Raw genomic sequence first — 24,997 nt, 5'->3', positions numbered from 1 at the left:
CGTCCGGCGGTCAGACCGGGCTGATGTGTGCGGCGAGGATCCGCCAGCCGTGCGGGTCGTCGTGGATCCAGGTCCGGGTGTAGCGCAGACGCGCGGCGAACGGCTCACCGTTGAACACCCCGGCGACCCGGCCCAGGAAGAACGTCACGCCGGTCCGCCCGACGACGAGCAGGTCCAGTTCCTCCTCGACCAGCTCCTCGATGATCGAGGTCCGGTCCCGGTGCGCCGCCAGGTCCTCGGCCTTGCCGTGCTGGCGGCCGTCGGGGCCGATCGCGATGAGCTGGTCGACCAGCAACTGATCGAGGGCCGCGACGTCACCGGCCCGCTGCGCGGCCTGCAGGGTGCGTTCGGCGTCGAGCAGCTCCGCCTCGCGTGCGCTGTCCGGCATGGCCGTCCTCCTGGTCTCCGTCGTCCGACGCCACCGTCCGGACTGACCGCATTGTGGCAGCCGGCACGCCTCGTCGTGGGCGCATCGGCGGCGCGTCTCGTCCCACCGTGGCCTCCATCTGGTCCGAGCGCCACCTCGATGCGCCGGCCGTGTGCCGTACGCCTGTCGGTGACTAGGCTCGTGCCATGGCGGACCACGGTGGTCCCGGCGCGTACGCCGCCGAAGCGACGCGGCCGGTCGAGGCGGTCGTCCGGGAGATCCTCGCGGTCGTCCCGGCCGGGTGCACGTGGCTGGTGCCCGTGCCCGACGACCACCGGGCGGCCGCCGACTTCCGGATCGCGGCCACCAGCGGCCAGAGCCACGACATCTACGGGCGGGGCGTCGACCGGGTGGGCGCCCGCCTGAGCGAGCTGTACCCCAGCATGGTCGGCGGCCCTCTCTGGCAGCTCTACCAGCAGGTCCTCGCCACCGGTTCGTCCGGTCGCCTGGCCGACTTCCGGTACGTGGAGAAGCGCACCGGCGTCGTCGCCGACTCGCTGTTCGACATCCACGTGCACCGCGTCCTCGGCGGTCTGCTGGTGTCCTGGCAGCGTCTCGACGAGGACCGCCGGCGCATGGACCACACCGAGCTGCTGGGCAGCCTCGGCTGGGCGGAGTACGACCTGGCCAGCGGGGTCAGCCAGTGGTCACCCGGGATGTACCGGATCTTCGAGCGCGATCCGGCGCTCGGCCCGCTGTCGCGCACCGAGCAGGCAGCCGCCCTGCTCCCCGACGACTACATGCTCAGCGAGACGGCGTGGCAGACGCTGGACAGCGGCGCGTCCTCGGACGTGACGGTCCGGTTCCAGACGGCGGGCGCGGTGCGGTATCTGCGCATCCTGTCCGACGTCTCCCGCGACGCGGACGGCGCACCGCTGAAGATCCACGCCGTGGTGCAGGACGTGACCGCCCGGGTGGACTCCCGGACCGCCATCGAGCGACTCAGCGACCAGTTGCGGACGCGGGAGATGACAGCCCTCGCCGAGCACCGGCTGGCCGGGCAGTTGCAGAACCTCATCCAGCCGGTGCCCCGCGACCCGTTTCCGCTGGCCGGCCTGGAGGCGGTGGTCAACTACCTGCCGGCCGAGAGCACCGCGCGGGTCGGCGGGGACTGGTACCACGCGCAGTCCCTGCCGGACGGAAAGGTGGTGCTCGCCGTCGGCGACGTCGCCGGTCACGGATTGGACGCGGCGAGCGGAATGGCGCACCTGCGCTTCGCCCTGGTCGCCTGGCTCTCGATCGGCATCCGGGACCCGTCGGTGCTGCTGGGGCACCTCAACCAGCTCTGCGGGCAGCTCTCGATCACCGCAACCGCAGTGGTCGCGGTGTACGACCCGGCCACCCGGGTGCTCTGCTGGGGCCGCGCCGGGCACATGGTGCCGCTGCTGTCCCGCGCCGGCGCGACCGCCCCGCTCGACCGCCCCCCGGGTCTGCTGCTGGGCGCCGGCGACGACGACGCGTACCCGGTGCTCGCCCCGCGCCTGAACCCCGGCGACGTCGTGCTGTTCTACACCGACGGCCTGGTCGAGAGACGCGCGCCCGAGCAGGACCTGCTGCCGCAGGTGCGCGAAACCCTCTCGGCGCTCACCGCGACGCCGGGGGAGCAGCCCCTCGCCCGCCTGCGTGACCTGCTCAACCATCCCAGCCCGGACGACGACACGTGCACCCTGGCCGTGCGCGTGCTGCCGTGAGCCGCCGCGCTCAGAGCGCCAGTCGGATCCGGACCACGGTGCCCTCACTGGCGGTCAGCACGGCCACCTCGTCACAGATCTGCTCGACGATGGCCAGCCCGCGACCCCGTACCGCGTCGGCGGCCGGCATGGCCCGGCCGAACGCCCGCGCCGGGCCCCGATCGACGACGTCGCAGAACAACTGGTCACCCTCGGCCCAGAGCCGGACCCGGCCACCGTGGGAGGTGTGCTGCAGCGTGTTCGTGGCCAGCTCGCTGACCGCCAGCGCCAGCAGCTCCACCCGCTCGGCCGGCAGGCCCCGGGCGATCGCGCCGGCGCAGACGAACGCGCGCAGCGCCCGCAGGTCGTTCGCCACCTCGTACGTCATGGTGTCGGTGCGCCGGGCGGGCGAGGGCTGCTCGGCCACGGCACGGGTCTCTCGCCGGTCGGCCGCCATCAGCCCGCCAGCCGCGAGTCGTCGGCGGGCGGGCGCAGCAGGTTGCCGATGCCGGTGATGTCGAGGACGGCCGCTACCGGGCCGGCGGCGTTCACGGCGTACAGATGCCGGCCGCTCGCGCGTGCCTCCTGATGGGCGGTCACCAGGCCGTGCAGGCCGGTGGAGTCGAGGAACCGCAGCCCGCCGACGTCGACCACCACCACCGGCGCGGCGCGCACCGCCGCGGACAGCACGCCCGTCAGCTCAGCCTGGGCGGCCAGGTCACACTCACCGGTCAGCGTGACCACGATTCGCCCGGGTGCCGTGGACGTGCGGGCCTCGAAGTGCGCCATCAGACAGCAGCACCCTTCCTCGTAGCGTCAGCTGTTGTCGGCACATCATGTCATCCGCCGGCCGACTGACCACGTCGTCCGTTCGGCGGGTGATCACGAAAACCCGTTCCGGTCCGCTCCGGGGCCCGACGACGGGACGCGGAACGTCCGGCGCGGGTCGCCGATTCGCCCTTGCAGGGGGTCAGGGCGTCGCGTCGAACGCGACGGACTCGCTCAACTCGCGCCACCGCGCGTCGGACGCGGCGAGCGCCTCGGCGACCGTCGAGGCGGCCGCCACGGCGTCGGCGCCGAGGAGCAACCGGGCGGGCGGGTCGTCGACGCGGGTGATCCGGATGATCGCCTGGGCGGCCCGGGTGGGGTCGCCGGGCTGGTTCCCGCTGGTGCGACGCATCCGCTCCACGACCGGCTCGATGACCGGCCGGTACGGCTCGCTGACCGGCAACATGCTCATCGAGGCGCCTGCCCAGTCGGTGCGCAGCGCGCCCGGCTCGACCGTGGTGATCCGGATCCCGAACGACGCGACCTCCGTGGCGAGCACCGCCGAGAAGCCGGCGACCGCCCACTTGGCGGACTGGTAGGCGCCCAGCCCGGTGCTGGCCACCCGGTCGCCGACACTGGAGATCTGCACGATGTGCCCGCGCCCCTGCCCCCGCAGCACCGGCAGGGCGGCGCGGGTCAGGTTGACCACCCCGAAGAAGTTGGCCTCGATCTGCGCCCGGAATGCCTCCTCGGACACGTCCTCGATCGCGGCCACGTCGGCGTACCCGGCGTTGTTGACCAGGACGTCCAGGCTCCCGAACGCGTCCACCGTGCCCTGTACGGCCGTCCGGGCGGCGGCGGGATCGGTGACGTCGAGCGCGAGCGCCCGGACCTGGTCGCCGTACCGGTCGGTGAGGTCGGCGAGCTGCGCCGGGTTGCGGGCGGTGGCGACGAGCCGGTCGCCGTCGGCCAGCACAGCTTCGGCGAGCGCCCGGCCGAGCCCTCGCGAGCAACCGGTGACGAGCCAGACTCGTGCCACGACGTCTCCTCCTGACGGGCGACCCGCGTGGTCGCTACGGGCGGATGTCCAGGGCACCGATCAGGCCGTCGCGCAGGGTGAACCGGTACCGCAGCTCGATCGGGCTGCCCGGAAAGTCACCCGACACCCGTGTGCTGACCAGGTACGAGTCGCCCGCCTGGGGCGTCACCCGCAACGGTTCGGCAGTGTACGAGGAGGCCGCCGCCGTCCGCTGTGCCCAGGAGCGGATCGACGGTCGGCCGTCGTACAGCCGGTCCTCGTCGGCCACGCTCGCGGTGTCCGCGAAGCAGGCGACGAGGGCGTCGAGGTCGTTGTCGCCGACGGCTCGGAAGTACCTGTCGATCACGTCGGGCAGGTCGACAGCCATCTGCTCCTCCTGCGGCACGGGCCGCCCTCGGGCGGCTGGCGTGAACCCGGTCCGACCCCACCGTACGAGACGGGGCTGACCGGGCGCGGAGCAACCGACAGAACCGACCTCGGCGCGCGTGGCGCCGGCGGCGGGATCCGCCACCGGCGCCACGCGGCGCGGGTCAGGGCTTGCGGCCGACGGCGCAGTAGCCGTCCAGGGGTGCCGGGGTGCCGTCGTGCTCGGGCCGCCAGTGGGTGAACGGCACCAGACCGGGCTCGACCAGCTCCAGGCCGTCGAAGAACCGGGCGATCCGCTGCGGACTGCGCAGGTGGTACGGCAGCGCGCCGCTCTCGTTGTACTGGCGGTGCGACTCGACGACGGCCTCGCTGGTGTCGGTGCCGTCGGAGAGCGCCAGGTAGCTGCCGGACGGCACCGCGTCGAGCAGGGCGCGGATGATGGCGACCGCCTCGTCGTCGTCGCCGACGTGGCCCATCACCCCGAACAGCAGGACGGCGACGGGTTCGGTGAAGTCGAGGTGCTCGGCGGCCTGCCGGAGCACCGCCTCCGGCTCGCGCAGGTCGGCGTGGATGTAGCGGGTCAGCCCGTCCGGGCTGCCGACCAGCAGCGCCCGCGCGTGGGCCAGCACCATCGGGTCGTTGTCGACGTAGACGACCCGGCTCCGCGGGTTGACCCGCTGGGCCACCTGGTGGGTGTTGTCGGCGGTCGGCAGACCGGTGCCGACGTCGAGGAACTGGCGGATCCCCGCCTCACCGGCGAGGAAGCGCACCGCGCGGGACAGGAACGCCCGTGACTCGCGGGCGGTCTCGATCATCGCGGGGAACAGCTCGCGTACCTGCTCGCCGGCCAGCCGGTCGATCTCGAAGTTGTCCTTGCCGCCCAACCAGTAGTTCCAGATCCGGGCCGAGTGCGGCACGCTGGTGTCGATCTTGGGCTGGTCGGCGGCCGGCAGGGGGGCGATTTCCGCCATGGGGCGTCCTTCCGCTCGGGGGTGGGCAAGACACGAAGGACAACCATGTTCGCACAGCCCTTCGATGCGCAAAGCGGACGCCCACGCCCTCGGGTTTGCCGCCGGTCGGCCCGGGTAGCCACGCGTCTCGGCAACGGAAAGGGCGGGACCATGGCCGATCTGGGGTTCGTCGACAAGGTCGCGGCACGGGCGGGCATCCCGCCCGCGCAGGCACGCCCGCTGACCGAGGCCGTGCTGCGGACGCTCACCGAGCGCCTCAGCGGCGGCGAGGCCGCCGCGCTCGCTCCGCACCTGGCCGCCGAGTTGAGCCCACTGCTGGTCAAGGCCGCCGAGCCGCCGGAAGCGTTCGGGCACGACGAGTTCCTGCGCCGCGTGGCCGACCGCGCCGGGACGGACCGGCCCGGAGCCGAACGGGGCGTACGGGCGGTTCTGCAGACCATGCACCGGGTGGTCGGGCACCGCGAGTTCACCGACGCCCTGTCCCAACTCCCGGCGGACCTGCGGGCACTGGCCCAACCCCTGCCGCACGGCCCCTGACCGACGCCGTGTCCGGCCTGGCCGTCCAACTGTCGGCGCACAGCGCGGTCTGACCGGCCGGCGGCCAGACCGCGCCCCGGGCGTCAGCCCGCGGTGACCACCCACTTCTGGTGCGCGCCACCGGCGTACGTGCCGATCTGGATCTGGGTGCCGTCGGCGCTGGCGCCCCCGGCGGCCTGCAACACCTTGCCCGACTGCGGGTTGCGGATCGACCCGTCGGACTGCGGCTGCCACACCTGCGAGCCGGTGCCGTTGCAGGTCCACAACTGCACCTTGGTGCCGTCGGCGGTGCCGGCGTTGTCCACGTCGAGACACTTGCCCAGCGCCCGGTACGTGTCACCGGACCGGCTCCACGACTGCGCGCCGGTGCCGTTGCAGGTCCACAACTGCACCTTCGTACCGTCCGCGGTGCCGGCGTTGTCCACGTCCAGGCACTTGCCGCCGATGCCGGTGATGCTGCCCGCGCCGCTGGCGGCGCTGCCGTACACCTCCAGCTCGTAGATGCGCGCGGCGGTGTCGCTGGTGCTGGTCGGCGCGGTGACGGCCAGCCGGACGTAGCGGGCGCCGGGCGCGGTGACGTCGTGCGTCGTGGTGCTCGCCGTGTTGCCGGTCACCGTGGCCCGGGTGGTCCAGTTCGTGCCGTCGAGACTGGACGCGATGGTGAAGTCCCGGGTGTTCCAGGCGGCGTCCTCACCACCGGCGCCGGCGTGCTTCACCACCACCCGGTTCACCGCGTAGCTGCCGCCCAGGTCCACCTGGAGGTACTTCGACGTGCCCTTGGAACACCACTTGTCGCCGTTGCCGCCGGTGACGCTGCCGTTGACGGCCTTGGCCGGCCCCTCGGTCGTCGAGCAGGAGCTGTCCGCGGTGGCCGGCTTGTTGAGCGCCAGGTTGGTCCCGCCACCGGGCGGGGTGACGCCCGGGATGGCGTTGAGCGTGTACCACGCCTCGGTGCTCCACAGCGACTGCCCGCTGGTGGAGGTGAACGGGCGGGGTGAGCGCAGGTACACCACCCGGCCGGCCTTGCGGCCGTCGACGGTCAGGGTGACCTTCCGGCCGTCCGCCGAGAGGGTGGCCCCACTGACTGTCAACGTCTCCTCGTCGATCTTCGGGCCGCCGTAGTTGGATGTCGCCTCGTACCGCCACTGCTTGACCTTGTAGTGGGCGGCCAGGTTGGCGGCGGTCTCCGCCGAGACCGGCTGGGTGTACTCCACCTCGAAACCGGCGGTGGTGGCCCGCATGGCCAGCATCTCGAAGGTGCTGGCGCTGTTCGGGGTGAGCTTCTGCAACCCGTACGTCAGCTTGCCGGTCTGCCCCCAGTTGCCGCCCGCGCCGAGCCCGCCGACGTAGATCGCGCCGTCCGGGCCGAGGTTGACCTCGGAGACGCCCGCCTCCAGGCCCTGGGTGAGCCGGAACAGCGCGCCCTGGTACTCGCCGTTGACCTTCTCCACCGAGGCGCGCTGGAGGCCGCCGTAGGTGACGTCGCCGATGACGAACTGCCCGGCGTACCGCCCGGTGGTGAGGTAGAGCGGCGTGCTGGGGGAGTTGGCGATCTCGTTCTGCGGCATCCAGAGCACCGGCGGGGTGACCGGGTTGGCGTCGAACGGGCCCGCCGGGGTCATGTAGTGGTTGAAGAAGCGCCCCTGCTTGATGTGCACCAGCTTCGACGACGGCAGCCAGCCACCCTGGTTGTCGGTGACGAAGATGCCGCCCTCCGGACCCCAGCCGATGCCGTGCGGCGTCCGCAGACCGCCGGCGATGTAGCTGACCGCGCCGGTGTCCTTGTTGACCCTGATGGTGGTGCCCCGGTTGGCGGCGGGCTGCGGCACCGTTGTCGCGCCGCCGTAGTCGATCGACACCGACAGGTTCACGTAGAACGAGCCGTCCTGGTAGAGCAGACCGAACGCGAACTCGTGGAACTTGCCGCCGTACGGCCAGGTGGCGACGGTGTCCAGGCGGTCGGCCACCTCGTCTCCGGTGGTGTCCACGAGCCGGGTCAGCCGCTGCTTCTCCGACACGTAGACCACGCCGTCGACGACCTTGAGCCCCATCGGCTCCTTGAGCCCGCCGGCGATCTTCTTGGTGGTGACCGACCCGGGGCCGGTCGCGCCGCCGGTGTTGCCCATGATGTACACCTCGCCGTCCTGGGAGGTGCCGGACTGGTCGCTGCCACCCCAGGTGCTGATGACGAGCCGGCCGTCGGCCAGCCAGTCCATCCCGGTGACCTTCGGCTGGAAGCCCGAGGGCCGCAGGTTCGTGAGCGTGTAGCCGGGGTGCACGCCGGTCAGCGGCAGCCCGTCGCCGGGGGAGTCGGTGACCCCCTCGCACTCCTTGCGCCCCGGTGCGGTGACCCGCACGACTCCGGCGTCGGTGCTCAGCGCCGAGGTGGGCACGACCACGAAGGACGACGAGCCGGGCGTCCGCCACTCCAGGGTGATCTGCTGGCCGCCGGTGCGCTCGAAGTGGTCGATGCGCAGGGGGTGCAGCCCGGCCGCGAGGGTGACCGCGCCCTCCTTGGGCGGGGTGGCGCCGTGCAGCCCGTCATGGTTGATCACGACGGTGTTGTCGATCGTCAGCTTGGAACCGTCGTCGCTGCTGAGCCGGAAGGTGTAGCTCCCGGCCTGGGTGATGGTGATGTTGCCGAGCACCTGCGAGACGAAGTTGTCGTCGAAGCCGAAGTCGGCCGGCGACGTCCAGTTGATCGTGGACATCAGCTTGTCCACGTTCGGGGTCTGCGCGGGCTTGAGAGTGCAGATCTCGGAGAGCGGCACCTGGACGTCGTAGACGCGCAGAGTGACGCCCGGTTCCTGCTCGGGGGCGGCGTCGGCCGGGTCGGCCCAGAAGCCGACGGCGAGGACGAGCGCGAGCGCGCCCAGGACGGGACTGCGGAATCGGCGCAGCAGCGGTGTGCCCATCGTTCCTCCACAGAGGATAGGAGTGACCGACGGCCGGTGTGCAGCGATGTGAGGCGGTGGCCGCCGGCCCGGTCCGTAACGTCCTCGACGCCGACGAGTGACGATCCGGAAACACCGGGTTGATGGGTCGAGACATTAAGGGCTTTCGATCTGACTGTCCATGCCTTTGCATCAATACATCAAAAGTTCCCGATGTCCGTGCGAAAGGTCGCGGTGCTTGTCCCCGAATGCCCGGAGATGCCCGTCCGGGTCAGCGGCGGCCGCGACGAGCCGGCCGGCGGTCCGTTCCACCGCGCGGACGCGACGCCGCACCCCGTGGACGCGGCGCTGCGCCGCGCGGACGGGCGGTGCCGCCGGACGCGCGTTGCGCCGGCCGGCGACGGGCTGCCACGACGATGATCGTGCCGACGACCACGACGACGGCGGCGGGCACCACCCAGGGCGGAAGACCTCCCGCCGGTGGGGACGCCGGCGGCGCGGCCGCGGGGGTGGCGTCCGCCGGGAGTGTCGCCGCCGGCACGGCGGAGGCCGAGGGGGTGCCCTCGGCCTGGGCGAGGAGGGCGGGCTCGGGGCCGTTCGTCGGTGCCGTCCAGCCGGCCGGGGCGGGCGTGCTCGGGCCCTGGTAGTCGAAGGTGACGGTGCCCCGCACCGCTTCGCCGTCCGACGCGACAGTGAGATAGCTGGCGGTGTAGCGGCCCTTCGCCGGCCAGTGCGCGACGGTAACCATCGCGGGAAAGCCGGTGTGGTACAGCCGCGGCTCGAAGACCCCGTTGACCATGAAGTACTCCTGGACCGGCTTGTCCAGCCGCTTCGGCTCGCCGTGCGACCAGCCGCTGTCCACCCGTGACCCGTTCGGCCCGGTGAGGGTGAAGTGCGCGTTGGCGGCCGGCTTCTCGGTGAAGTACAACCCGATCTGGGCCAGGGGCTTACGGACGACGGTGCCGGTCAGCGGCGTGGAGGTCGCCAACTGCCCGTGCGCCGACGCCGGGGCGGCGGGCAGCGCCAGGGACACCACCAGCAGCGCCGCCAGCACCGCGACGGTACGGCACACAACGTGACAGACAGTGACCAGCCTCGATCGCATTCGTTCATCATGGTCATTTCCCCACCGCCGAACAAGACGTAGAGTTCACCCTCCGACGATCAGCTCGACACCCCGTCCCCCCGCGTCGTTCGGAGTCCGCCCGTGCTCGTCCGTACCCCCGGTGGCCACCGCACCGCCGTCCCCACCGCCCTTTTCGTCACCGGCCTGCTCAGCGCCCTGCTCACCGCCGGCTGCGGGCAGGACGACGACCCGTCCGTCGCCGCCCCCTCGACGCCGGCCACGTCGACCGCCGCACCGAGCGCCTCCGCGCCGGCCTCGGCGGACAGCCCGACTCCCGCCGCCAGCACGCCCGGGGCCGACCGGGAGATCACCGTGACCATCGCCAAACGACGGATCAGCCCGCCCACCGGCCGGGTGACCGTGACCAAGGGGCAACTGGTCCGGATCACCGTCACCTCGGACGTCGCCGACGAACTGCACGTGCACGGCTACGACCTGGGGGCCCGACTGCCGGCCGGTACGCCCGGCTCGGTGGAGTTCCGGGCCGAGAAGACCGGGCTGTTCGAGGTGGAGACGCACGAGACCGAGCTGGTGCTGTTCCAGCTCGTCGTCCGCTGAGCGGGATGCCCGCCGCTCCCGCGCTGCTGGCGCACGGCGTCGGCGGCCGCCAGGACCTGCCCATCACGCTTGCCGAACTCGTCGTCGCCGCCGCGCTGACCCTGGTCGTCACGTTCCTCGCCCTGGGCCTGCTCTGGCGCGAGCCACGCCTCGACCGGGACGCCGCCGGTGGCCGGCCGCTGCCCGACCGGCTGGCCGGCCTCGTCGACGCCCCCGCGTTCCGGTGGGCGCTGCGCGCACTGGGACTGCTCGCCGTCGGCTGGTTCTGCGTCGGCCTGCTCGGCGGGCCGGACACCCCGGACAATCCGACGGCCGGCGCGCTCTACGTGCTCCTCTGGGTCGGGCTGGTACCCGCCTCGCTGCTGTTCGGCCCGCTCTGGCGGGCCGTCAACCCGCTGCGGACCGTGCACCTGCTCGTCGCCCTGGCGGCGCGGCGCGAGCCCGCACGCGGCGTCCGGGAGCTGCCCACCGGCGTGGGCCTCTGGCCGGCCGCGCTCACCCTGTTCGGGTTCGTCTGGCTGGAACTGGTCGCGCCGGACCGGGCCACCCTGCCGGTCATCACCGCGTGGCTGGCCGGGTACGCAGTGGTCATGCTCGGCGGCGCCGCGCTGTTCGGCGCGGGCTGGTTCGACCGGGCCGACCCGTTCGAGGTCTACAGCGCGCTCGTCGGCCAGCTCGCCCCGATCGGCAGGGCCGCCGACGGAGTGCTGGTGTGGCGCAACCCGCTCGACGGGATCGCCGGACTGCGGCCCCGTCCCGGGCTCGTCGCCGTGGTGATCGTGCTACTCGGCTCGACCATGTTCGACAGCCTCTCCAACGCGCCGGCGTGGCTGCGCTTCTCCCAGGAGAACGGCCTGCCCCCGGCGGTCACCGGCAGCGCCGGACTGATCGTGGTCATCGGGGTCGTCGCCGTGGCGTACCTGCTCGCCACCGGCGCCGCCGCCCGCGTCGGCGGTCCCCGACCGCCAGACGCCGCGGGGCCGCCGAACCCTGCGGAGTCGCCGCGGGTGCCGCGCGAACTCGCGCACTCGATCGTGCCGATCGCGGTGGGCTACGTGGTGGCGCACTACTACTCGCTGCTGATCCTGGAGGGTCAACGCACCGTCGCCCTGCTGTCCGACCCGCGTGACACCGGGGCGGACTGGTTCGGCACGGCGGGCTGGCAACCGCACACCGGGCTGGTCACCCCGTCCGGGGTGGCCAACCTCCAGATCACCGTCATCATCGTCGGGCACCTGCTCGGGACGCTGCTCGCTCACGACCGCGCCCTGTACCTGTTCCCCCGGGCGCGGGCGGTGGCCGGTCAGCTCCCGCTGCTCGCGCTGATGGTCGCGTACACCGTCGCCGGCCTGCTGCTGCTCTACGCCGGTTAGGGCCGCCGGCCCGGTGCCGACGCGCCCGCGCCCACGGGTGAGGATGGGGCGTGGACTCTGCCCTTCGGCGCTACCTCGACGACCTCGTTGACACCGCCCGGGACGTGCTCGGCGGCGATCTCGTCGGGGCGTACGCGGCCGGGTCGGTGGGACTCGGCGCGTACCAGCCCGGCCGGAGCGACGTGGACGTGGCGCTGGTCTGCGCCGACCCGCTGACCGAGGCGGCCAAGCGGACCCTCGTGGCACGGCTGCGGCACGAGGCGCTGCCCTGCCCGGCGCGCGGGCTGGAACTGGTCGTGTACCAGCGGGCCGTGGCCGCGGCCGGCAGCCCCGAGCCCGGCTTCGAGGTCGAGCTGAACACCGGGCGCGCGATGCCGTTCCGCCGCACCCTCGACCCGGCGGACCGCCCGAGCGCCGACGGCCGGTTCTGGTACGGGCTGGACCGCAGCATCCTGCACCAGAGCGGGATGGCGCTGCACGGACCGCCGGCGGCGGAGGCCTTCGCCGACCTCGACCCGGCCGACCTGCGCCGCCTGCTGATCGAGGCGCTGACCTGGTGGCTGGCCCTGCCGACGCCACCGGGCGACCGGCCCGCGCCCGGCGCGGAGGACGCGGTGCTCGGCGCCTGCCGCTCGCTGGTGCGCCACCGCGACGGTGCGTGGTTGTCCAAGGTGGACGCCGGCCGGCGGCTCGTCGACACCGGCGACCCGGATGAGGTGATCCGCCGGGCGATCGCCGCGCGACACGGTGGGCCACCGCCCACGGGTGCCCAGGCGCGTGCCTTCCAGCAACGGGTACGCGCCGAGATCGCCGGCTGACCTCGCCCGGCGGGACGTGCTCAGCGCACCGGGCGGGACGTGCTCAGCGCACCGGGCGGGACGTCAGCGACGCGAAGAGCAGGTTGAGGCCCTCGGCCATTGTCGGATGCGTGATGACCGCGTCCCGCAGCGCGGTCCACGGCATGCCGGCGAGCATTGCCAGCTGCACCGACGTGATCACCTCGCCCGCCTCCGCGCCGAGCAGCGCCGCGCCCAGGATCTGGTCGGTCCGGGCGTCGATCACCGCCTTCCACATGCCCTGCGTCTGGCGCAGGGTGCGGGCCCGGGGGATCGCGGCGACGGGCAGGTGGGCCACCTGGACGTCGTACCCGGCGCGGCGCGCGTCGCTCTCGCTGAGACCGACCCGCGCCAGCTCCGGGGTGGTGAAGACGGTGTACGGGATGAGCCTTCCCGCCGTGCTGCGCTGCGCACCGGCCAGGTTCGCCCGGATGATCCGATAGTCGTCGAGAGAGGCGTGGGTGAACTGCGGGCTGCCCGCGACGTCCCCGGCCGCCCACGTCCGCTCGGCGCTGGTGCGCAGGTACTCGTCGACCAGCACGAAGCCACTGTCATTGAGTCGGACACCTGCCGCGTCCAGCCCGAGCCCGTCGGTGACCGGCGCCCGGCCGGCCGCCACCAGCACGTCGTCACCGGTCACCACGCTGCCGTCGTCGAGCGTGATCCGGGCCGTACCGTCGGCGTCGCGGTCGACCCGGGCGACAGTCACCCCGACGCGTACGTCGATGCCGTCGTCGAGGAAGACCCGCATCATCGCGTCGCCGATGTCGGGGTCCTCCCGGGTCAGCAGCTGGGGACCTCCCTCGATCACCGTCACCGCGCTGCCGAACGACGCGAACATCTGCGCGAACTCCACCCCGACGGTGCCACCGCCGAGCACCACAAGTCGTGCCGGGAGCCGGTCCAGGCGCAGCAGGTCGTCGCTGGTCAGCACCCCGGCCTCGGCCATTCCGGGTACGGACGGCAGGTACGGCCGGGTGCCCGTGTTGACGACCACGTCGTCGCCGCGCAGCAGTCGTTCGTCGCCGTCGGCCAGTGACACCCGCACGGTCCGCGCGGCCACGAAGCGGGCCTGACCGATCACCAGGTGCAGGCCCGAGTCGAGGAACTGCTGCCGGTTGGCGGCGACCATGCCCTCGACGACGTCCTGCTTGTGCGCCCGCAGCAGGTCCACGTCGACGTGCCCGCCCTCGACCACGACGCCGAGCGCGGCGGCGTGGCGCAGCTGGCGGGCCGCCCGCGCGCTCGTCACCAGGGCCTTCGTGGGGATGCACGCGACGTTGATGCAGCTACCGCCGATCATGCCGCGCTCCACCATCGCCACCCGACGGCCGGACCGGGCAACGTCCATGCTCAGCGTCTTGCCGGCCTTGCCGCCGCCCACGACGAGCAGGTCGAAGTCCTCCGGTTGGTCGGTCACTGGCGCTCCTTCCGGCCACGAGGCGCTCCTGGGTCGCCAGTCGGGCCAGCGGCGGTCGGTGCGTGTCGGCCAACCCAGCCTGCCAGCTCCGGCGCCACGTTCGGGATGGTTCGGTGCAGAATCGTCCCCGGTGCGTCGTGCCCGACGACGGGGCGGCGCCGAGTCGGGACCGGCCCGCCGCGCGGCGTCAGGCTTCGGCCGTGACCAGGTACAGGGTGAACCCCGCCAGCAGGGGACCGTCCGTGAGACGTCGCAGCCACGGCTGAACGTCCGCGTCGGTCAGCTCGCCGGCCGCGACGGCGCGGGCCGAATTGCGCCGCAGCCCCAGGATCCGGTCCGCCGTGTCGAAGTCCCGAAAGACGACGGCGATCGCCTCGACCGATCTCACCCGCAGGCCAGCCCGCGCCGACAGCCGGACCAGCTCCCGTCCGACAGTAGCGTTCCGCACCCGCCCCGCGACGAAGCGGGCGAAGCCGCGGCTCGTCCGCACGTCCTCGTCGGCGACCGCGAGGGTGTCCCAGTCCGGCTCGGTCAGCGCGAGCACACCACCCGGGCGCAGCACCCGACGAACCTCCCTCAGCACCATCGCGGGATCCGCGACGTGCATGAGGACCCGGTCGATCCGGGCCCGGTCCATGCTGGTGTCGTCCAGCGGAAGCGCGTGCGCGTCGCCCGCGCGCAGGCCGATCGTCGGCCGGTCGGCCAGCCGCCGACCGGCCTCGGCGAGCATCCGCGCGTCACTGTCGACTCCGACAACCCGGCCGCCGGCCTGGACGGCGTCGGCAAGCCGTCCGAGGTCGGTCCCCGGGCCGCAGCCGACGTCCACCACCGTGTGCCCCGGCCGCAGATCGAGGGCGTCGAGGGCACGCCTCTTGTAGTCGCGTCCGACAGCGGTGGCCGCGGCCGTGTCGAGGTACGCGATCTGATCGGCGGCGGTGGGCGTCGCGCTCGGGTGGTGGCTCATCGGCCCATCCAAACAGCGGATTGTGGGCGTATCGCGAACACGGCGCGCAGATCCGGTGTAGGCCGCCGCCGTCGACGGGCCGGCCCGGTCGCGCCGAACCGCGAGCTCGGGCCCCACGCGCCGCTGCGCGGGGCCCGGGTCGACAAAAGGCGCGGTCAGTGCCGGGCGGTGCCGTTGTCGCTGACCGGTTGCCCGAAGGCCAGGAACGGTACGGGCGTCGGCGGCTCGGGCCGCGTGAAGATCCGCTCGGCGTCGTTGGTGGGCGACCCCGACGTGGCCGTCTGATCGGCCGGCTCCACCGGGTACCGCAGGGGCGGCCGACCGGGCCGCTCGCCGTCGGCGTGGTCGACACCGACGTGCTGACCGTTGGCGTGCTCGGCGTCGGCGTGCTGACCGTTGGCGTGTTCGGCGTCGGCGTGCCGACCGTTGCCGTGCTCGGCGTCGGCGTGCTCGACCTCGGCCCGGGTGTCGTCCGCGTCGGTCCGGTCGGTGTCGGTCCGGTCGGTGTCGGCGCGGTCGGCGTCCACGCGGTCGGCCTCGGCGCGATCGTTCGCGGGCCGGTCCACGGGGAGCAGCTCCACATTCGTGCGGGACGGGTTCGACCGGGAGCCGACCATCGGGTACTCGGCGGTCTCCGTGCCGCCGGCCGCGGCGGCCATCACGGCGGCGGCGGCCAGGTCGGCCACCCGCTTCGCCTCGCGCTGCACCCGGGCGCGGACCTCCTTGGCGTGCCGCTCGGCGGAATCTCCGGCCCGTCGCGCCTCGTCCAGCCGGGTCGCCTCGGCGGTCAGGTCCCGACGCACCTCGCTCAACCGCTGCTGGAGGCGGGACAGCTCGTTCTCCAGGGTCTCGCCCTCGTGGCGGACCTCCGCGAGCTGCTGCTGGGCGGTCTCCAGCTCGGCGTGCAGCTGGTCCGACTCCTGCCGGCGCTCCTCGATCTCCTGCTGGAGCGCGGTCAGCTGCTCCTGGTGGCTGGCCGCCTGCTCGTCGGCCCGGTTACGCAGCTCGGTCACGTGCTGCTGCGCCTCGGCCAGCAGCGCGGCGATCTGCTGCTCGGTGGAGCTGCGCTGCTCGGCCAGCTCCTCCTGGGCCGCGGCCTGCAACTCGGCGATCTCCTGCTCGGCGGCGCTGCGTCGCTCGGCGACCTCGCGCTCCACCCCGGCCTGCCACTGGGCCATCTCCTGCTGGTTCTTGGCCCGGGCGGCCTGGACCTCCTGCTGGATCTGGGTGCGGGCCGACTTCATCAGGGCATCGGCGGCGACCCGGGTCTGGTTGAGCTGCTGAGCGCTCTGTTCGGTGGTGCGCTTCGCCTCGTGCTGGGCGCGCTCGTGCGCGGCCTCGCCGTCGGCCCGCAACTGCTCGGCGCGCTCCCGGATCGCGGTCAGCTCGGCCTCGGCCACGGCACGCCGCTCCTCGTACGCCTGCTCCTGCTCGGCGCGTCGCGCGGCCAGCTCCTCCGACAGGTCGTGGCGTGCCTGCGCGGCCCGCTCGCGGGTGTCGGCGAGGATCTGCTCGGCCTCGGTGCGCAGCTCGTTGGCCCGGTCGCTGGCCGACTCGGTGATGAGGGCGGCCTGCTTCTCGGCGAGGGTCAGAATCTCGCCGACCATCGGGCCCAGATCCTGGAACGAGGCGCGGTCCACCTGCACCGGCTGCTCGTGCAGCTCGGCCAGCTCGGCGCGCAGCCGCTGCACCTCGGCGGTCAGCTCACGAACCCGCACCGCGGAGCGTCCGTGCTCGCCGCTGAGCATCGCGATCTGGCCGTCGAGCTGCTCCAGGTGTCGGTCCACCTGGCGTTTGTCGTAGCCGCGCAGGGTGAGCTCGAAGCTCGGCCGCGAGGCCGCGTCGTCGCGTGCTGCGAGCGGCTCAGCGCCGATGGACATGCACCATCCTCCGTACGATCGGGGCGTCAGGGTCGGCGGTCAACCGCCCCTGCGGGCCGTGAGTGTGGCGCAACGCTACCGCCGAGCCCACCCCCGTGCGAAGGCCCGCCCCGCCTCCGCCCCGCTCCTTGGTCGATCATGGAGCCGTGGTGCCCGGAAAGCCCTGATCCGCGGCTCTTGTCGTCCACCACGACTCCATGATCGACGCGGGCTCAGCGGCGGCGGGCCAGCAGGACCGCGTCGTGGTGGACGACGTCGTGCGGTCCGGGACGGGGGCGGGTGTCGGTGACGAGCACGTCCCACCGCGTCGGGTCCAGCGAGGCGGCCACGTCCTCGGCGGTGTACATCATGTCGGGCATGTGCATCCGGTGCCCCGACGTCCACAGGTCCGACGGGTGGTGCCCGACGATCAGCAGCACGCCGCCCGGGGCCACCGCGTCGGCCAGCCTGGCGAACAACTCCCGCCGCTGCGTCGGGGGCAGGTGCATGAACTGCGCCGACACCAGGTCGTACGCCTCCTCGGCGGGCGGCTTGTCGCGCAGGTCGGTGTGCGTGAACTCGATCCGGTCGGCCACCCCTGCGGTCTCGGCGTGCTCGGCGGCCCGGGTCAGCGCGGTGGTCGAGATGTCCACCGCGGTCACCCGCCAGCCGCGCTCGGCCAGCCAGACCGCGTCGGCGCCCTCGCCGCTGCCCACCTCCAGCGCCCGCCCCGGGGCCAGGTCCGCGGCCTCGGCGACAAGTTGCGGATTTGGGCGTCCACTCCAGACGGCCGGCTTGGACTGGTAGCGCTCCTCCCACGCCGGCTCCTCGAAGGTGGTGGCCACCAACTGCCGGTACGCGGCCACCGCGTCGCGGGTGTCCTCGGCGATCAGGTCGGCGTTGATCGCCGCCCCGGCCATGAGCCCGGCGGCGGCCGAGGTGATGACCTGACCGCGCAGGTCGGCCACGTTACCGGCCACCCACACCCCAGGAACTGTCGTCGCCCCGGTCGCGTCGGCCGGGATCTGGGTGCCGACCACGTGCCCACCCATCGTCACCTCCTCCGGGGCCAGGCCGAGCCCCACCAGCAGGTCGGCGCGGGGCGCCGTACGGGTCGCGACCACCACCACGTCGAGCGCCACCACCCGGCCGTCGGCGAGGCGGACTCCGCTGAGCGCGTCCCCGCTGACCTCCAGTGCGGCGACCGGGCCGGGCACCACCGCGATGCCCCGGGCGGCCAGCCGCTCGGCCGTCTCCTCGTCCGGGGTCGGGGCGTCGTGCAGCAGGAGCAGCACGTCGGAGGTCCACTGCCGCCACATCTCGGCCTGGTGCACGGACATCGGCCCGGTCGCCAGCACGCCGACCCGCTGGTCCCGCACCTCCCAGCCGTGGCAGTACGGGCAGTGCAGCACGTCGCGGCCCCACCGCTGCGCCAGGCCGGGCACGTCGGGCAGCTCGTCGGTGAGCCCGGTGGCCACCAGCAGGCGGCGGGCCCGCACCGAGGCCCCGTCGTCGAGGGCGAGCCGGAAGCCACCGTCGTCGCGGGTCGCGGCCTGGACCCGGCCGGCGCGGAACTGTCCGCCGTACCCGGCCACCTCGGCGCGTCCGGCCGCGAGCAGCTCGCCCGGCGGCGTCCCCTCCCGGCCCAGGTAGTTGTGCACGTGGTCGGCCGGCGCGTTGCGCGGCTCGCCGGAGTCGATCACCAGCACCGACCGTCGGGCCCGGCTCAGCGCCAGGGCTCCGCTGAGCCCGGCCGCGCCGCCGCCCACGACCACCACGTCATATGTCTCGTCCACCGGAATGTCCCCCTACTTGTCGGCTGAGCCCACCATCCGTCGTAGCCGTTCGGGTGGCAAGTATCCTTGCCGTTATGGCAAACGAGGACAGCGCCGCGCTGGCGGCCGTCGGCCCCCGGCTGCGTGCCCTGCGCCACCAGCGCGGCACCACGCTCACCCAGCTCGCCGAGCTGACCGGCATCTCGGTGAGCACCCTGTCCCGGCTGGAGTCCGGCACCCGCCGACCCACCCTGGAACTGCTGCTTCCGCTCGCGCGGGCGTACCAGGTGGCGCTCGACGAGCTGGTGGACGCCCCGGCCACCGGCGACCCCCGCGTACGCCCCAAGCCGATCGTCATGCACGGCGTGACGTACCTGCCGCTGACCCGCCGACCGGGCGGCCTCCAGGCGTTCAAGCAGATCTTCCCGCCGGACCCGTCCGCCGGGGGGCGGACCCCACAGGCCCACGAGGGGTACGAGTGGCTCTACGTGCTCTCGGGCCGGCTGCGCCTGCTGCTCGGTGACCGCGACCTCATCCTGACGCCGGGAGAGGTGGCCGAGTTCGACACCCGGGTCCCGCACCTCTTCTTCAATCCCGGCCCCGGCACCGCCGAGGCGCTCAGCCTCTTCGGGCCGCAGGGGGAGCGGCTGCACGTCCGCGCCCGCCCCGCGAAGGCCGAGGAGGGGTAGGCGCTGGCTCGGGCGGCCGTGGGCCGGTGGAACGCGGTCCGCAACATAACGGGCCGAAACCCGCGAACGTCACCGGCGGCGTGCACGCAGGGAGCCTCCGGCGCGATGCCGGAGGCTCCCTGGTCTGCCCCGGTCAGTTGAGGGCGTAGATCTCCGCGGCGGTGGTCCACGGGTTGCCGTTGACCTCGCTCAGGGCGCGCAGGCGCAGGTACTGCCCGGTCTTGGCGGTGAACCGGACCTCCTTCTGGCTGGCGTTGTTGGCGAAGGTGCCGGTGGCCACGGCCGTACCCCAGTTGGCGCCGTCGGTGCTGACGTAGACCTCGTACTGGCCGATGCGCCCGTTGGCGGCGCCGGAGCCGCTGTCCTGCCGGGGCAGGTAGCGGATTCCGGAGACGGAGTAGCTGGCACCCAGGTTGATCTGGATCTCGTGGGGCATCGGGGCGTTGCCCCCGGTGTACTTCGTGTGCCAGATCGTGCTGAGGTTCCCGTCGAAGGCGTTGGTCGCGGCGCCGTTCTCGGCGGTCGTCTCCTGGCTGTCCACGTACTTCAGCGACCAGCCGGTACGCGGGATGACGCCGGCGCTGGGCACGCAGACGGTGCTCAGCTGGTGGGCGCCCCGGTCGGGACGGCACCCCTGGGTGACGGCGCCACCGAAGTAGTCTCGGCTGCCCGGGTTGGTCATGGCTTGACCACTGGCCAGGGCCGGGGAGCCGGCGCGCAGCCGGTAGCCACCGGCGTCACTGATCGAGGTGGCGGTGCCCGGCGCGACGAACAGCGGGTCGGCGGTGATCTTGTTCGAGTCGGTGGGCTCGCCGGCCGGGTGCTGGCCGTAGAACACGTTGGAGTCGAACAGCAGAGCACCGGCGTTGTAGGTGGCCTGGGTCGTGGTCACGTAGAAGATGTTGTTGTAGAACTCCACGTTGGCGCCGGCCGAGCCGTTGCCGTTGTTGATGATCTGGGCCGCCTGGCCGACGTAGAAGACGTTGTTGTAGATCTTCGTGTTGGTGAGCTTGCCGCAGACCAGGTCGAAGATCTGGCCACGGTCGTTCTGGCTGATGTTGTAGCGCACGATGTTGTCCGCGGTGGTGGAACCCCCGCCGTTGCACAGCAGGATGAAGCCACCCTCGTTGTCGTGGCTGTAGTTGTACTGGTAAATGGTGCGGATGTTGCCCTCGTCCAGGTCGAGGCCCTGCCCGTCACAGGTGCTCCGGCCGCCGCTCACCTCGTTGAACTGGAACAGGGCGTCGTTGATGTTCCAGCCCCAGATGCCTGCGGCGCACTGCGCGGGCTCGCGGACCCGGAAGCCGTCGACCCGGTTGTTCTCCACCAGGGCGCTCTGGGTGTGGTGCACGTCGATGGCGTCGCCGCCGATGTCGGTGACCGTGTTGCCGCGTACGACGACCCGGGTCTGCGGAAGCCAGGTGCCGCAGGTGGAGCCGCAGTTGGGGTTGGCCAGTTCGGGCCGGACCATCCAGCGGGTCCAGAAGTGGATGCCGTAGCGGTCGACGGTGGCGATCGTGTTGTTGTTGATCAGCACGTCGTCGAACTTCGTCTGCGTGGTGTAGCCCAGAACCTCGAAGAAGATGCCGGCGCTGGCGTCGTCGTCCTTCTTGGTCTGGTTGCCGTTGACGTCGTGGACGCTGAGCCCGGTCACCCGGTAGTAGGTGCCGGTGCCGGAGTTCTCGCGGATGATGTGCACGCCGCGACGGGTGGCGACCGCCGAACCCTTGTTGGAGATGTCCAGGTTGCGGATCTCCCAGTACTGCTGGTTGTAGAGCTTCACGACGTCGACGACCGCACCGTTACCAGCCAGCACCGGCTTGGCGCCGCTGCCGTACGCGTCGACGATGATCGGTGCCCCGGAAGCGCCGGAACCCTTGGGGAAGAGCTGCTGACCGGCGCAGGTCGTACCCCGCCGGATCAGGATCTGGTCGCCGGCGGCGAACGTCCTGGCGTTCACCGGCGTGAAGCTGTTCCAGGGGCTGGCCTGGGTGCCGCTGCCCGACGTGCTCGCGGAACAGTCGACGTAGTAGTTCGTTGCGGCTGCCGCGGCGGGGGGCGCGGCGACAAGTACTGCGGTGGCTAGCGTGGTCAAAGCCACCAACGAGGACCTGAACAGGTGCATCGAGAGTCCTAACCGTGGGGGTGGTTGGGGGAGTCGTTCACTTCCTGGGAGATGTCCGGCGCGCACGACCGGGAGATGACGCCGGCGACGGAACCGGTGGACTGCGGGCCCGTCCGCCGACGGGGGTCCGAGTCACCGGAACTTGCGGTTGTAGTCCGCGAGAAGACCGATCAGAACGGCGAGCGCCACGAGCATGATCGCGAGGCTTCCCCAGCCGACAGTGGGCCGGACGACCACCACCGTGACGACGCAGGCCAGCGCGACCAGAATCCGGGCAACGACGAGCAGTACGACAGACGTCGGTTCCTTCATGACATCCCTTTCTCGGGCCTCAGCCCTTGACGCCGCCGGCGGCCATGCCCTGGATCAGGCGGCGCTGGATCAGCGCGTACAGGAGCAGCACCGGCACGATGACGATGACCATGCCGGCGTAGAGCCGCCCGGGGTCCGCGGCCGCCTTCTGGGCGGCCATCAGGTTGAGCAGGCCGACCTGCAACGTCTTGCCCTCGCCGGGCAGCAGCGTCAGCGCGATGACGAAGTCGTTCCAGTACGCCAGGAAGTTGAACAGGATCACCGTGGTGACCGCCGGGCGGGCCATCGGCAGCATCACCCGCGTCATGATCCGAAAGCGGGATGCCCCGTCCAGCAGCGCCGCCTCCTCGAAGTCCCCCGGAATCGACCGGAAGTACGCGCTCAGCAGGTAGATCGTGAACGGGATCGAGGTGGCCGCGTAGACCAGCGCGAGCATCGCCGGGTTGTCGAGGAAGAACCCGTCCGGGAACACGTCGACGAGCGCGCGGTCCCAGTCGACGAGCATCAGGAAGATCGGCACCACGATGTAGTTGACGTTGACGAAGAGCCCGGCGAGCAGCGCCACCTCGACGATGCTCTTGCCGCGGAACTCGTACCTGGCGACGACGTACGCCGCCGGCACCGAGACCGCCAGCACGAAGACCAGGCCGAGCATTGTGACAAGCACCGAGGTGGCGAAGTAGCGGCCCATGTGCGCGCCGCCGAACGCGTCGACGTAGTTGCGCAGGTGCAGGCCTTCGGGCAGGGTCCAGGGGCTGCCGAAGAACTCGCTCTTGCGCTTGAGCGAGGCCACCAGCACCCAGGCGACGGGGATCACGATGAGCAGGGTGATCCCGCCGACGAGCAGGTGGGTGAGCCCACGGCCGGGGCGCGGACCGGATTTGTTGATCGTGGTCATGGAAGTGTCCTCTAGAACTGGAGGGGCTCACGCCGGGTCGCGCGGCTCACCAGGAGCGACACGAGGAACGAGAAAGCGAAGATCACCACGCCGATGGCCATGCCGTAGCCGTAGGCCGAGTTGGTGTACGCCTGCTTGTACATGTAACTGAGCAGCACCTCTGAGGCGCCGTCCGGACCGCCGCCGGTCATCGCCCGTACCAGCACGAAACTGAGGTTGACGGCGCTGAGGATGAAGAAGGTCAGTGTCGTGCGCAGGTTCTGCCAGATCAGCGGCAGCGTGACGGCGAAGAACTGCCGGGCGGCCGACGCGCCGTCGAGCGCCGAGGCCTCGTACAGCTCCTCCGGAATGCTCGCCATGCTCGACATGTAGATGACCATGTAGTAGCCCAGCGACTGCCACAGCATCGCTGTCGCGACCGAGTAGAGCACCAGCTTCTGGTCACCCAGCCACACCTGTTGCAGGCCGTCCAGCGAGAGCAGCCGGAGGGTGCCGTTGAGCAGGCCGTTCTCCTGGTCGTAGACGGCCGAGAAAATGGCCGCGATGACCACTACCGAGAGCACGTTCGGGACGTAGAGCACGAACCGGTAGAAGGTGTGGCCGCGCAGCTTCTGCCGGGTCATGACGGCCGCGAGGAACAGGCCCATCCCCATCGTCACCACTGTCACGACGACGAGCAGCGCGACGGTGTTCTGGAACGCGCGCAGGAACTGCTCGTCGTCGAGCAGCTTGCTGAAGTTGTCCAGGCCGACGAACCGCATCTGCGTCGAGAAGCCGCTCCAGGTGTAGAGCGACATCCGGAACACGCTCACCGTCGGCCAGATCATGAACAGCGCGAACAGTGCCAGCGCCGGCAGCAGGCAGACGGCGACGAACCGGCCGTCGCCGCGCCGGCCACGCGCGGCGCCACCGCGCGTCGACGTCGGGGATCGACCGGGCGCACGTTTGCTGGCGCCCGGGGTTGGTGGAGTGAGGGTCGTCGTCACCGTGACCAGTCCTTGGCTCTCGCAGGGGGAAGGGAACGGCGGCAGCCCGGATCCCGGGCTGCCGCCGGGCGTCACTTGCCCGCCTGCCGCAACTTCTCGCTGGCGTCGTTCAGGGCGGTCTGCCACTGGTCGACGGTCTTGTCGCCGCTGATGATGCTGTTCGCGGTGTCGAAGAGCGTGCCCTTGATGTTCACGCCCTCGACGGGGGCCGTGCTGGCGAAGCCACCGACCAGGGCGGTGATGCTCGGGTCCTCGTAGAGCTGGTAGAACGGCGCGATCTCGGCGGGCAGCGTCGAGGCGATGCCCTTGATCGGCTGGATCGCGTTGGCCTTGGCGAAGATGCCGGCGGCCTCGTCGGAGTAGAGGTACGCGACGAAGTCCTTCGCGGCGTCCTTGTTCTGGGCGCCGCTCGGCACCCAGGCCGACTCGACGATGGTGGTCAGGTAGCGCTTGCCACCGGCGGTGACCGCCGGCAGCGGGGCCATCGCCCACTCGAAGCCCGTGGCACGCGGCGCGTCCTTCATCTCGCCGACGACCCACGTGCCGTTCGGCATGAACAGCGTCTTGTTGTCGAGCAGGGACTGCTGGTTCTTGGTGAAGTCCTGCTCGTTCGCGTACCCGACGGTGGTCTTCGCCGCGTAGGTCAGCAGCTTGGCGGTGATGTCCAGGACCTGGCGTGCCTGGGCGGTCTTCCAGACACCCTCGGAGTAGGTCATCGCCTCCTTGTAGAACTGCTCACCGCCGACATCGGCGAGCAGGGCGAAGAAGAACGAGTCCAGGTAACCCGCGGTCGGGTACGTGAACAGCGCGATGCCCTCGGCCTTGGCGGCGTCGCCGAGCTTGAACATGTCGTCCCAGATGGTCGGGACCTGCCAACCCTTCTGCGCGAAGAGACCCTTGTTGTAGACCAGGCCGGTCGGCGCGTAGTACATCGGCATCAGGTAGGTCTTGTCGTCGTTGTACGGGTTGGTGCTGAGATTGCCGACGATCCCGTCGGCGAGCTTGGACCGCACTGTGGACTGCTCGCCCGGCACTGTCATGTCCAGAACGCCGGTGAGGTCCTCCAGCGCCTTGTCCTTGACCAGAGTCTCGGCGAGCGCGGCCTTGCGGCCCTGGGGCAGCACCACGACGTCGGGGAACTTGCCAGCCTTCATGTTGGGGCTGATCTCGTCCTCAAGGGTCTTCGAGAGCTGCAGCTGCACATCCACGTCGGGGTGCTTCGCCCTGTAGGCATCGACGACCTGGACGTACATGTCCCGGCCGTAACCGCCCTCGAAAGCCGCGATCTTCAGCGTCTTCTTGCCGTCGGCGTCGTCGTTCCCTCCGGAACAGCCGGCGAGCAGGCTCAGCGCTGTCGCCGCGGCGACCGCAAGGACGATTGGTCGTCTCAACATGGTGGGGGGC

23 protein-coding genes are annotated in these 24,997 nt (G+C 71.8%); 6 read left to right on the top strand and 17 right to left on the bottom strand.

Features of this window, described 5'->3' with window-relative positions:
* Positions 1–10 precede the first annotated feature (10 nt).
* Positions 11–388 (bottom strand): nuclear transport factor 2 family protein, encoded by a 378-nt coding sequence (locus AB0B97_RS09775; protein WP_357492195.1) that lies wholly within the window; start codon positions 386–388, stop codon positions 11–13.
* Positions 389–573: 185 nt separating this feature from the next.
* Between AB0B97_RS09775 and AB0B97_RS09770 the strand changes: the two genes are divergently transcribed.
* Positions 574–2,118 carry a SpoIIE family protein phosphatase gene (locus AB0B97_RS09770; RefSeq protein WP_357492193.1) on the top strand — a complete coding sequence of 515 codons (1,545 nt, stop codon included), beginning with the start codon at positions 574–576 and terminating at the stop codon, positions 2,116–2,118.
* A gap of 10 nt (positions 2,119–2,128) precedes the next feature.
* Here the strand turns inward: AB0B97_RS09770 and AB0B97_RS09765 are convergent, their stop codons facing one another.
* From AB0B97_RS09765 to AB0B97_RS09745, 5 genes are all read right to left on the bottom strand, one after another.
* Positions 2,129–2,524 carry an ATP-binding protein gene (locus AB0B97_RS09765; RefSeq protein WP_357492191.1) on the bottom strand — a complete coding sequence of 132 codons (396 nt, stop codon included), beginning with the start codon at positions 2,522–2,524 and terminating at the stop codon, positions 2,129–2,131.
* 29 nt (positions 2,525–2,553) lie between these two features.
* Positions 2,554–2,886 (bottom strand): STAS domain-containing protein, encoded by a 333-nt coding sequence (locus AB0B97_RS09760; RefSeq protein ID WP_357492189.1) that lies wholly within the window; start codon positions 2,884–2,886, stop codon positions 2,554–2,556.
* A gap of 181 nt (positions 2,887–3,067) precedes the next feature.
* Positions 3,068–3,904, bottom strand: a complete 837-nt coding sequence (locus tag AB0B97_RS09755; RefSeq protein ID WP_357492187.1) for an oxidoreductase — start codon at positions 3,902–3,904, stop codon at positions 3,068–3,070.
* Positions 3,905–3,938: 34 nt separating this feature from the next.
* A complete protein-coding gene (locus AB0B97_RS09750) occupies positions 3,939–4,271 on the bottom strand; it encodes a nuclear transport factor 2 family protein (RefSeq protein ID WP_234586754.1) in 333 nt (110 codons plus the stop codon).
* Between the two features lie 163 nt (positions 4,272–4,434).
* A complete protein-coding gene (locus AB0B97_RS09745) occupies positions 4,435–5,241 on the bottom strand; it encodes an SAM-dependent methyltransferase (RefSeq protein ID WP_357492185.1) in 807 nt (268 codons plus the stop codon).
* A gap of 150 nt (positions 5,242–5,391) precedes the next feature.
* On the opposite strand from AB0B97_RS09745, the gene AB0B97_RS09740 reads away from it, so the two are divergent.
* Positions 5,392–5,778 carry a DUF2267 domain-containing protein gene (locus tag AB0B97_RS09740; protein WP_357492183.1) on the top strand — a complete coding sequence of 129 codons (387 nt, stop codon included), beginning with the start codon at positions 5,392–5,394 and terminating at the stop codon, positions 5,776–5,778.
* Between the two features lie 83 nt (positions 5,779–5,861).
* Here the strand turns inward: AB0B97_RS09740 and AB0B97_RS09735 are convergent, their stop codons facing one another.
* Positions 5,862–8,693, bottom strand: a complete 2,832-nt coding sequence (locus AB0B97_RS09735; RefSeq protein WP_357492181.1) for a ricin-type beta-trefoil lectin domain protein — start codon at positions 8,691–8,693, stop codon at positions 5,862–5,864.
* Between the two features lie 250 nt (positions 8,694–8,943).
* Positions 8,944–9,777, bottom strand: a complete 834-nt coding sequence (locus AB0B97_RS09730) for a copper resistance protein CopC (RefSeq protein WP_357492179.1) — start codon at positions 9,775–9,777, stop codon at positions 8,944–8,946.
* Between the two features lie 102 nt (positions 9,778–9,879).
* Between AB0B97_RS09730 and AB0B97_RS09725 the strand changes: the two genes are divergently transcribed.
* The 3 genes from AB0B97_RS09725 to AB0B97_RS09715 are packed head-to-tail and all read left to right on the top strand — an operon-like array spanning position 9,880 to position 12,547.
* Entirely contained in the window at positions 9,880–10,356 is a 477-nt protein-coding gene (locus AB0B97_RS09725; protein WP_357492177.1) for a hypothetical protein, read from the top strand.
* A gap of 5 nt (positions 10,357–10,361) precedes the next feature.
* The gene (locus AB0B97_RS09720) at positions 10,362–11,729 is read left to right on the top strand and encodes a hypothetical protein (protein ID WP_357492175.1); all 1,368 of its coding nucleotides are present in this window, start codon (positions 10,362–10,364) and stop codon (positions 11,727–11,729) included.
* A gap of 50 nt (positions 11,730–11,779) precedes the next feature.
* Positions 11,780–12,547 carry a nucleotidyltransferase domain-containing protein gene (locus tag AB0B97_RS09715; RefSeq protein WP_357492173.1) on the top strand — a complete coding sequence of 256 codons (768 nt, stop codon included), beginning with the start codon at positions 11,780–11,782 and terminating at the stop codon, positions 12,545–12,547.
* Between the two features lie 43 nt (positions 12,548–12,590).
* Here AB0B97_RS09715 and AB0B97_RS09710 read toward each other — a convergent pair whose 3' ends face one another.
* The 4 genes from AB0B97_RS09710 to AB0B97_RS09695 all read right to left on the bottom strand — a co-directional run bounded on the left by AB0B97_RS09710 (position 12,591) and on the right by AB0B97_RS09695 (position 18,604).
* Positions 12,591–13,985, bottom strand: coding sequence for an FAD-dependent oxidoreductase (locus AB0B97_RS09710; protein WP_357492171.1), 1,395 nt, complete (start codon positions 13,983–13,985; stop codon positions 12,591–12,593).
* 187 nt (positions 13,986–14,172) lie between these two features.
* Entirely contained in the window at positions 14,173–14,949 is a 777-nt protein-coding gene (locus tag AB0B97_RS09705; protein WP_357492169.1) for a methyltransferase domain-containing protein, read from the bottom strand.
* A gap of 155 nt (positions 14,950–15,104) precedes the next feature.
* Positions 15,105–16,829: a hypothetical protein gene (locus AB0B97_RS09700; RefSeq protein ID WP_357492167.1), complete on the bottom strand. Its 1,725-nt coding sequence runs from the start codon at positions 16,827–16,829 to the stop codon at positions 15,105–15,107.
* Between the two features lie 212 nt (positions 16,830–17,041).
* Positions 17,042–18,604 carry a bifunctional NAD(P)/FAD-dependent oxidoreductase/class I SAM-dependent methyltransferase gene (locus AB0B97_RS09695; protein ID WP_357492165.1) on the bottom strand — a complete coding sequence of 521 codons (1,563 nt, stop codon included), beginning with the start codon at positions 18,602–18,604 and terminating at the stop codon, positions 17,042–17,044.
* Between the two features lie 74 nt (positions 18,605–18,678).
* Between AB0B97_RS09695 and AB0B97_RS09690 the strand changes: the two genes are divergently transcribed.
* Entirely contained in the window at positions 18,679–19,272 is a 594-nt protein-coding gene (locus AB0B97_RS09690) for a helix-turn-helix domain-containing protein (RefSeq protein ID WP_357492163.1), read from the top strand.
* 133 nt (positions 19,273–19,405) lie between these two features.
* Here the strand turns inward: AB0B97_RS09690 and AB0B97_RS09685 are convergent, their stop codons facing one another.
* From AB0B97_RS09685 to AB0B97_RS09665, 5 genes are all read right to left on the bottom strand, one after another.
* The gene (locus AB0B97_RS09685; RefSeq protein ID WP_357492161.1) at positions 19,406–21,373 is read right to left on the bottom strand and encodes a discoidin domain-containing protein; all 1,968 of its coding nucleotides are present in this window, start codon (positions 21,371–21,373) and stop codon (positions 19,406–19,408) included.
* Between the two features lie 156 nt (positions 21,374–21,529).
* The gene (locus tag AB0B97_RS09680) at positions 21,530–21,709 is read right to left on the bottom strand and encodes a hypothetical protein (protein WP_357492159.1); all 180 of its coding nucleotides are present in this window, start codon (positions 21,707–21,709) and stop codon (positions 21,530–21,532) included.
* A gap of 19 nt (positions 21,710–21,728) precedes the next feature.
* A complete protein-coding gene (locus AB0B97_RS09675; protein WP_357492157.1) occupies positions 21,729–22,607 on the bottom strand; it encodes a carbohydrate ABC transporter permease in 879 nt (292 codons plus the stop codon).
* A gap of 11 nt (positions 22,608–22,618) precedes the next feature.
* Positions 22,619–23,593: a sugar ABC transporter permease gene (locus tag AB0B97_RS09670; protein WP_357492155.1), complete on the bottom strand. Its 975-nt coding sequence runs from the start codon at positions 23,591–23,593 to the stop codon at positions 22,619–22,621.
* A gap of 71 nt (positions 23,594–23,664) precedes the next feature.
* Complete coding sequence (locus AB0B97_RS09665; protein WP_357492153.1) at positions 23,665–24,987, bottom strand: carbohydrate ABC transporter substrate-binding protein; 1,323 nt, start codon at positions 24,985–24,987, stop codon at positions 23,665–23,667.
* Positions 24,988–24,997: the final 10 nt, after the last annotated feature.

Origin of the sequence: Micromonospora sp. NPDC049004 (assembly GCF_040649315.1) — a bacterium.
Lineage (GTDB): Bacteria > Actinomycetota > Actinomycetes > Mycobacteriales > Micromonosporaceae > Micromonospora.
Note: the sequence above shows the minus strand (reverse complement) of the source record. Positions and strands in the feature narration are given on the sequence as shown.

Excerpts from the sequence above, each read along its gene's own strand:
- AB0B97_RS09700 (WP_357492167.1), bottom strand. The coding sequence starts at position 16,829 with ATGTCCATCGGCGCTGAGCCGCTCGCAGCACGCGACGACGCGGCCTCG.
- AB0B97_RS09770 (WP_357492193.1), top strand. The coding sequence starts at position 574 with ATGGCGGACCACGGTGGTCCCGGCGCGTACGCCGCCGAAGCGACGCGG.
- AB0B97_RS09680 (WP_357492159.1), bottom strand. The coding sequence starts at position 21,709 with ATGAAGGAACCGACGTCTGTCGTACTGCTCGTCGTTGCCCGGATTCTG.
- AB0B97_RS09720 (WP_357492175.1), top strand. The coding sequence starts at position 10,362 with ATGCCCGCCGCTCCCGCGCTGCTGGCGCACGGCGTCGGCGGCCGCCAG.
- AB0B97_RS09740 (WP_357492183.1), top strand. The coding sequence starts at position 5,392 with ATGGCCGATCTGGGGTTCGTCGACAAGGTCGCGGCACGGGCGGGCATC.
- AB0B97_RS09665 (WP_357492153.1), bottom strand. The coding sequence starts at position 24,987 with ATGTTGAGACGACCAATCGTCCTTGCGGTCGCCGCGGCGACAGCGCTG.
- AB0B97_RS09735 (WP_357492181.1), bottom strand. The coding sequence starts at position 8,693 with ATGGGCACACCGCTGCTGCGCCGATTCCGCAGTCCCGTCCTGGGCGCG.
- AB0B97_RS09760 (WP_357492189.1), bottom strand. The coding sequence starts at position 2,886 with ATGGCGCACTTCGAGGCCCGCACGTCCACGGCACCCGGGCGAATCGTG.
- AB0B97_RS09730 (WP_357492179.1), bottom strand. The coding sequence starts at position 9,777 with ATGCGATCGAGGCTGGTCACTGTCTGTCACGTTGTGTGCCGTACCGTC.
- AB0B97_RS09690 (WP_357492163.1), top strand. The coding sequence starts at position 18,679 with ATGGCAAACGAGGACAGCGCCGCGCTGGCGGCCGTCGGCCCCCGGCTG.
- AB0B97_RS09675 (WP_357492157.1), bottom strand. The coding sequence starts at position 22,607 with ATGACCACGATCAACAAATCCGGTCCGCGCCCCGGCCGTGGGCTCACC.
- AB0B97_RS09705 (WP_357492169.1), bottom strand. The coding sequence starts at position 14,949 with ATGAGCCACCACCCGAGCGCGACGCCCACCGCCGCCGATCAGATCGCG.
- AB0B97_RS09775 (WP_357492195.1), bottom strand. The coding sequence starts at position 388 with ATGCCGGACAGCGCACGCGAGGCGGAGCTGCTCGACGCCGAACGCACC.
- AB0B97_RS09750 (WP_234586754.1), bottom strand. The coding sequence starts at position 4,271 with ATGGCTGTCGACCTGCCCGACGTGATCGACAGGTACTTCCGAGCCGTC.
- AB0B97_RS09745 (WP_357492185.1), bottom strand. The coding sequence starts at position 5,241 with ATGGCGGAAATCGCCCCCCTGCCGGCCGCCGACCAGCCCAAGATCGAC.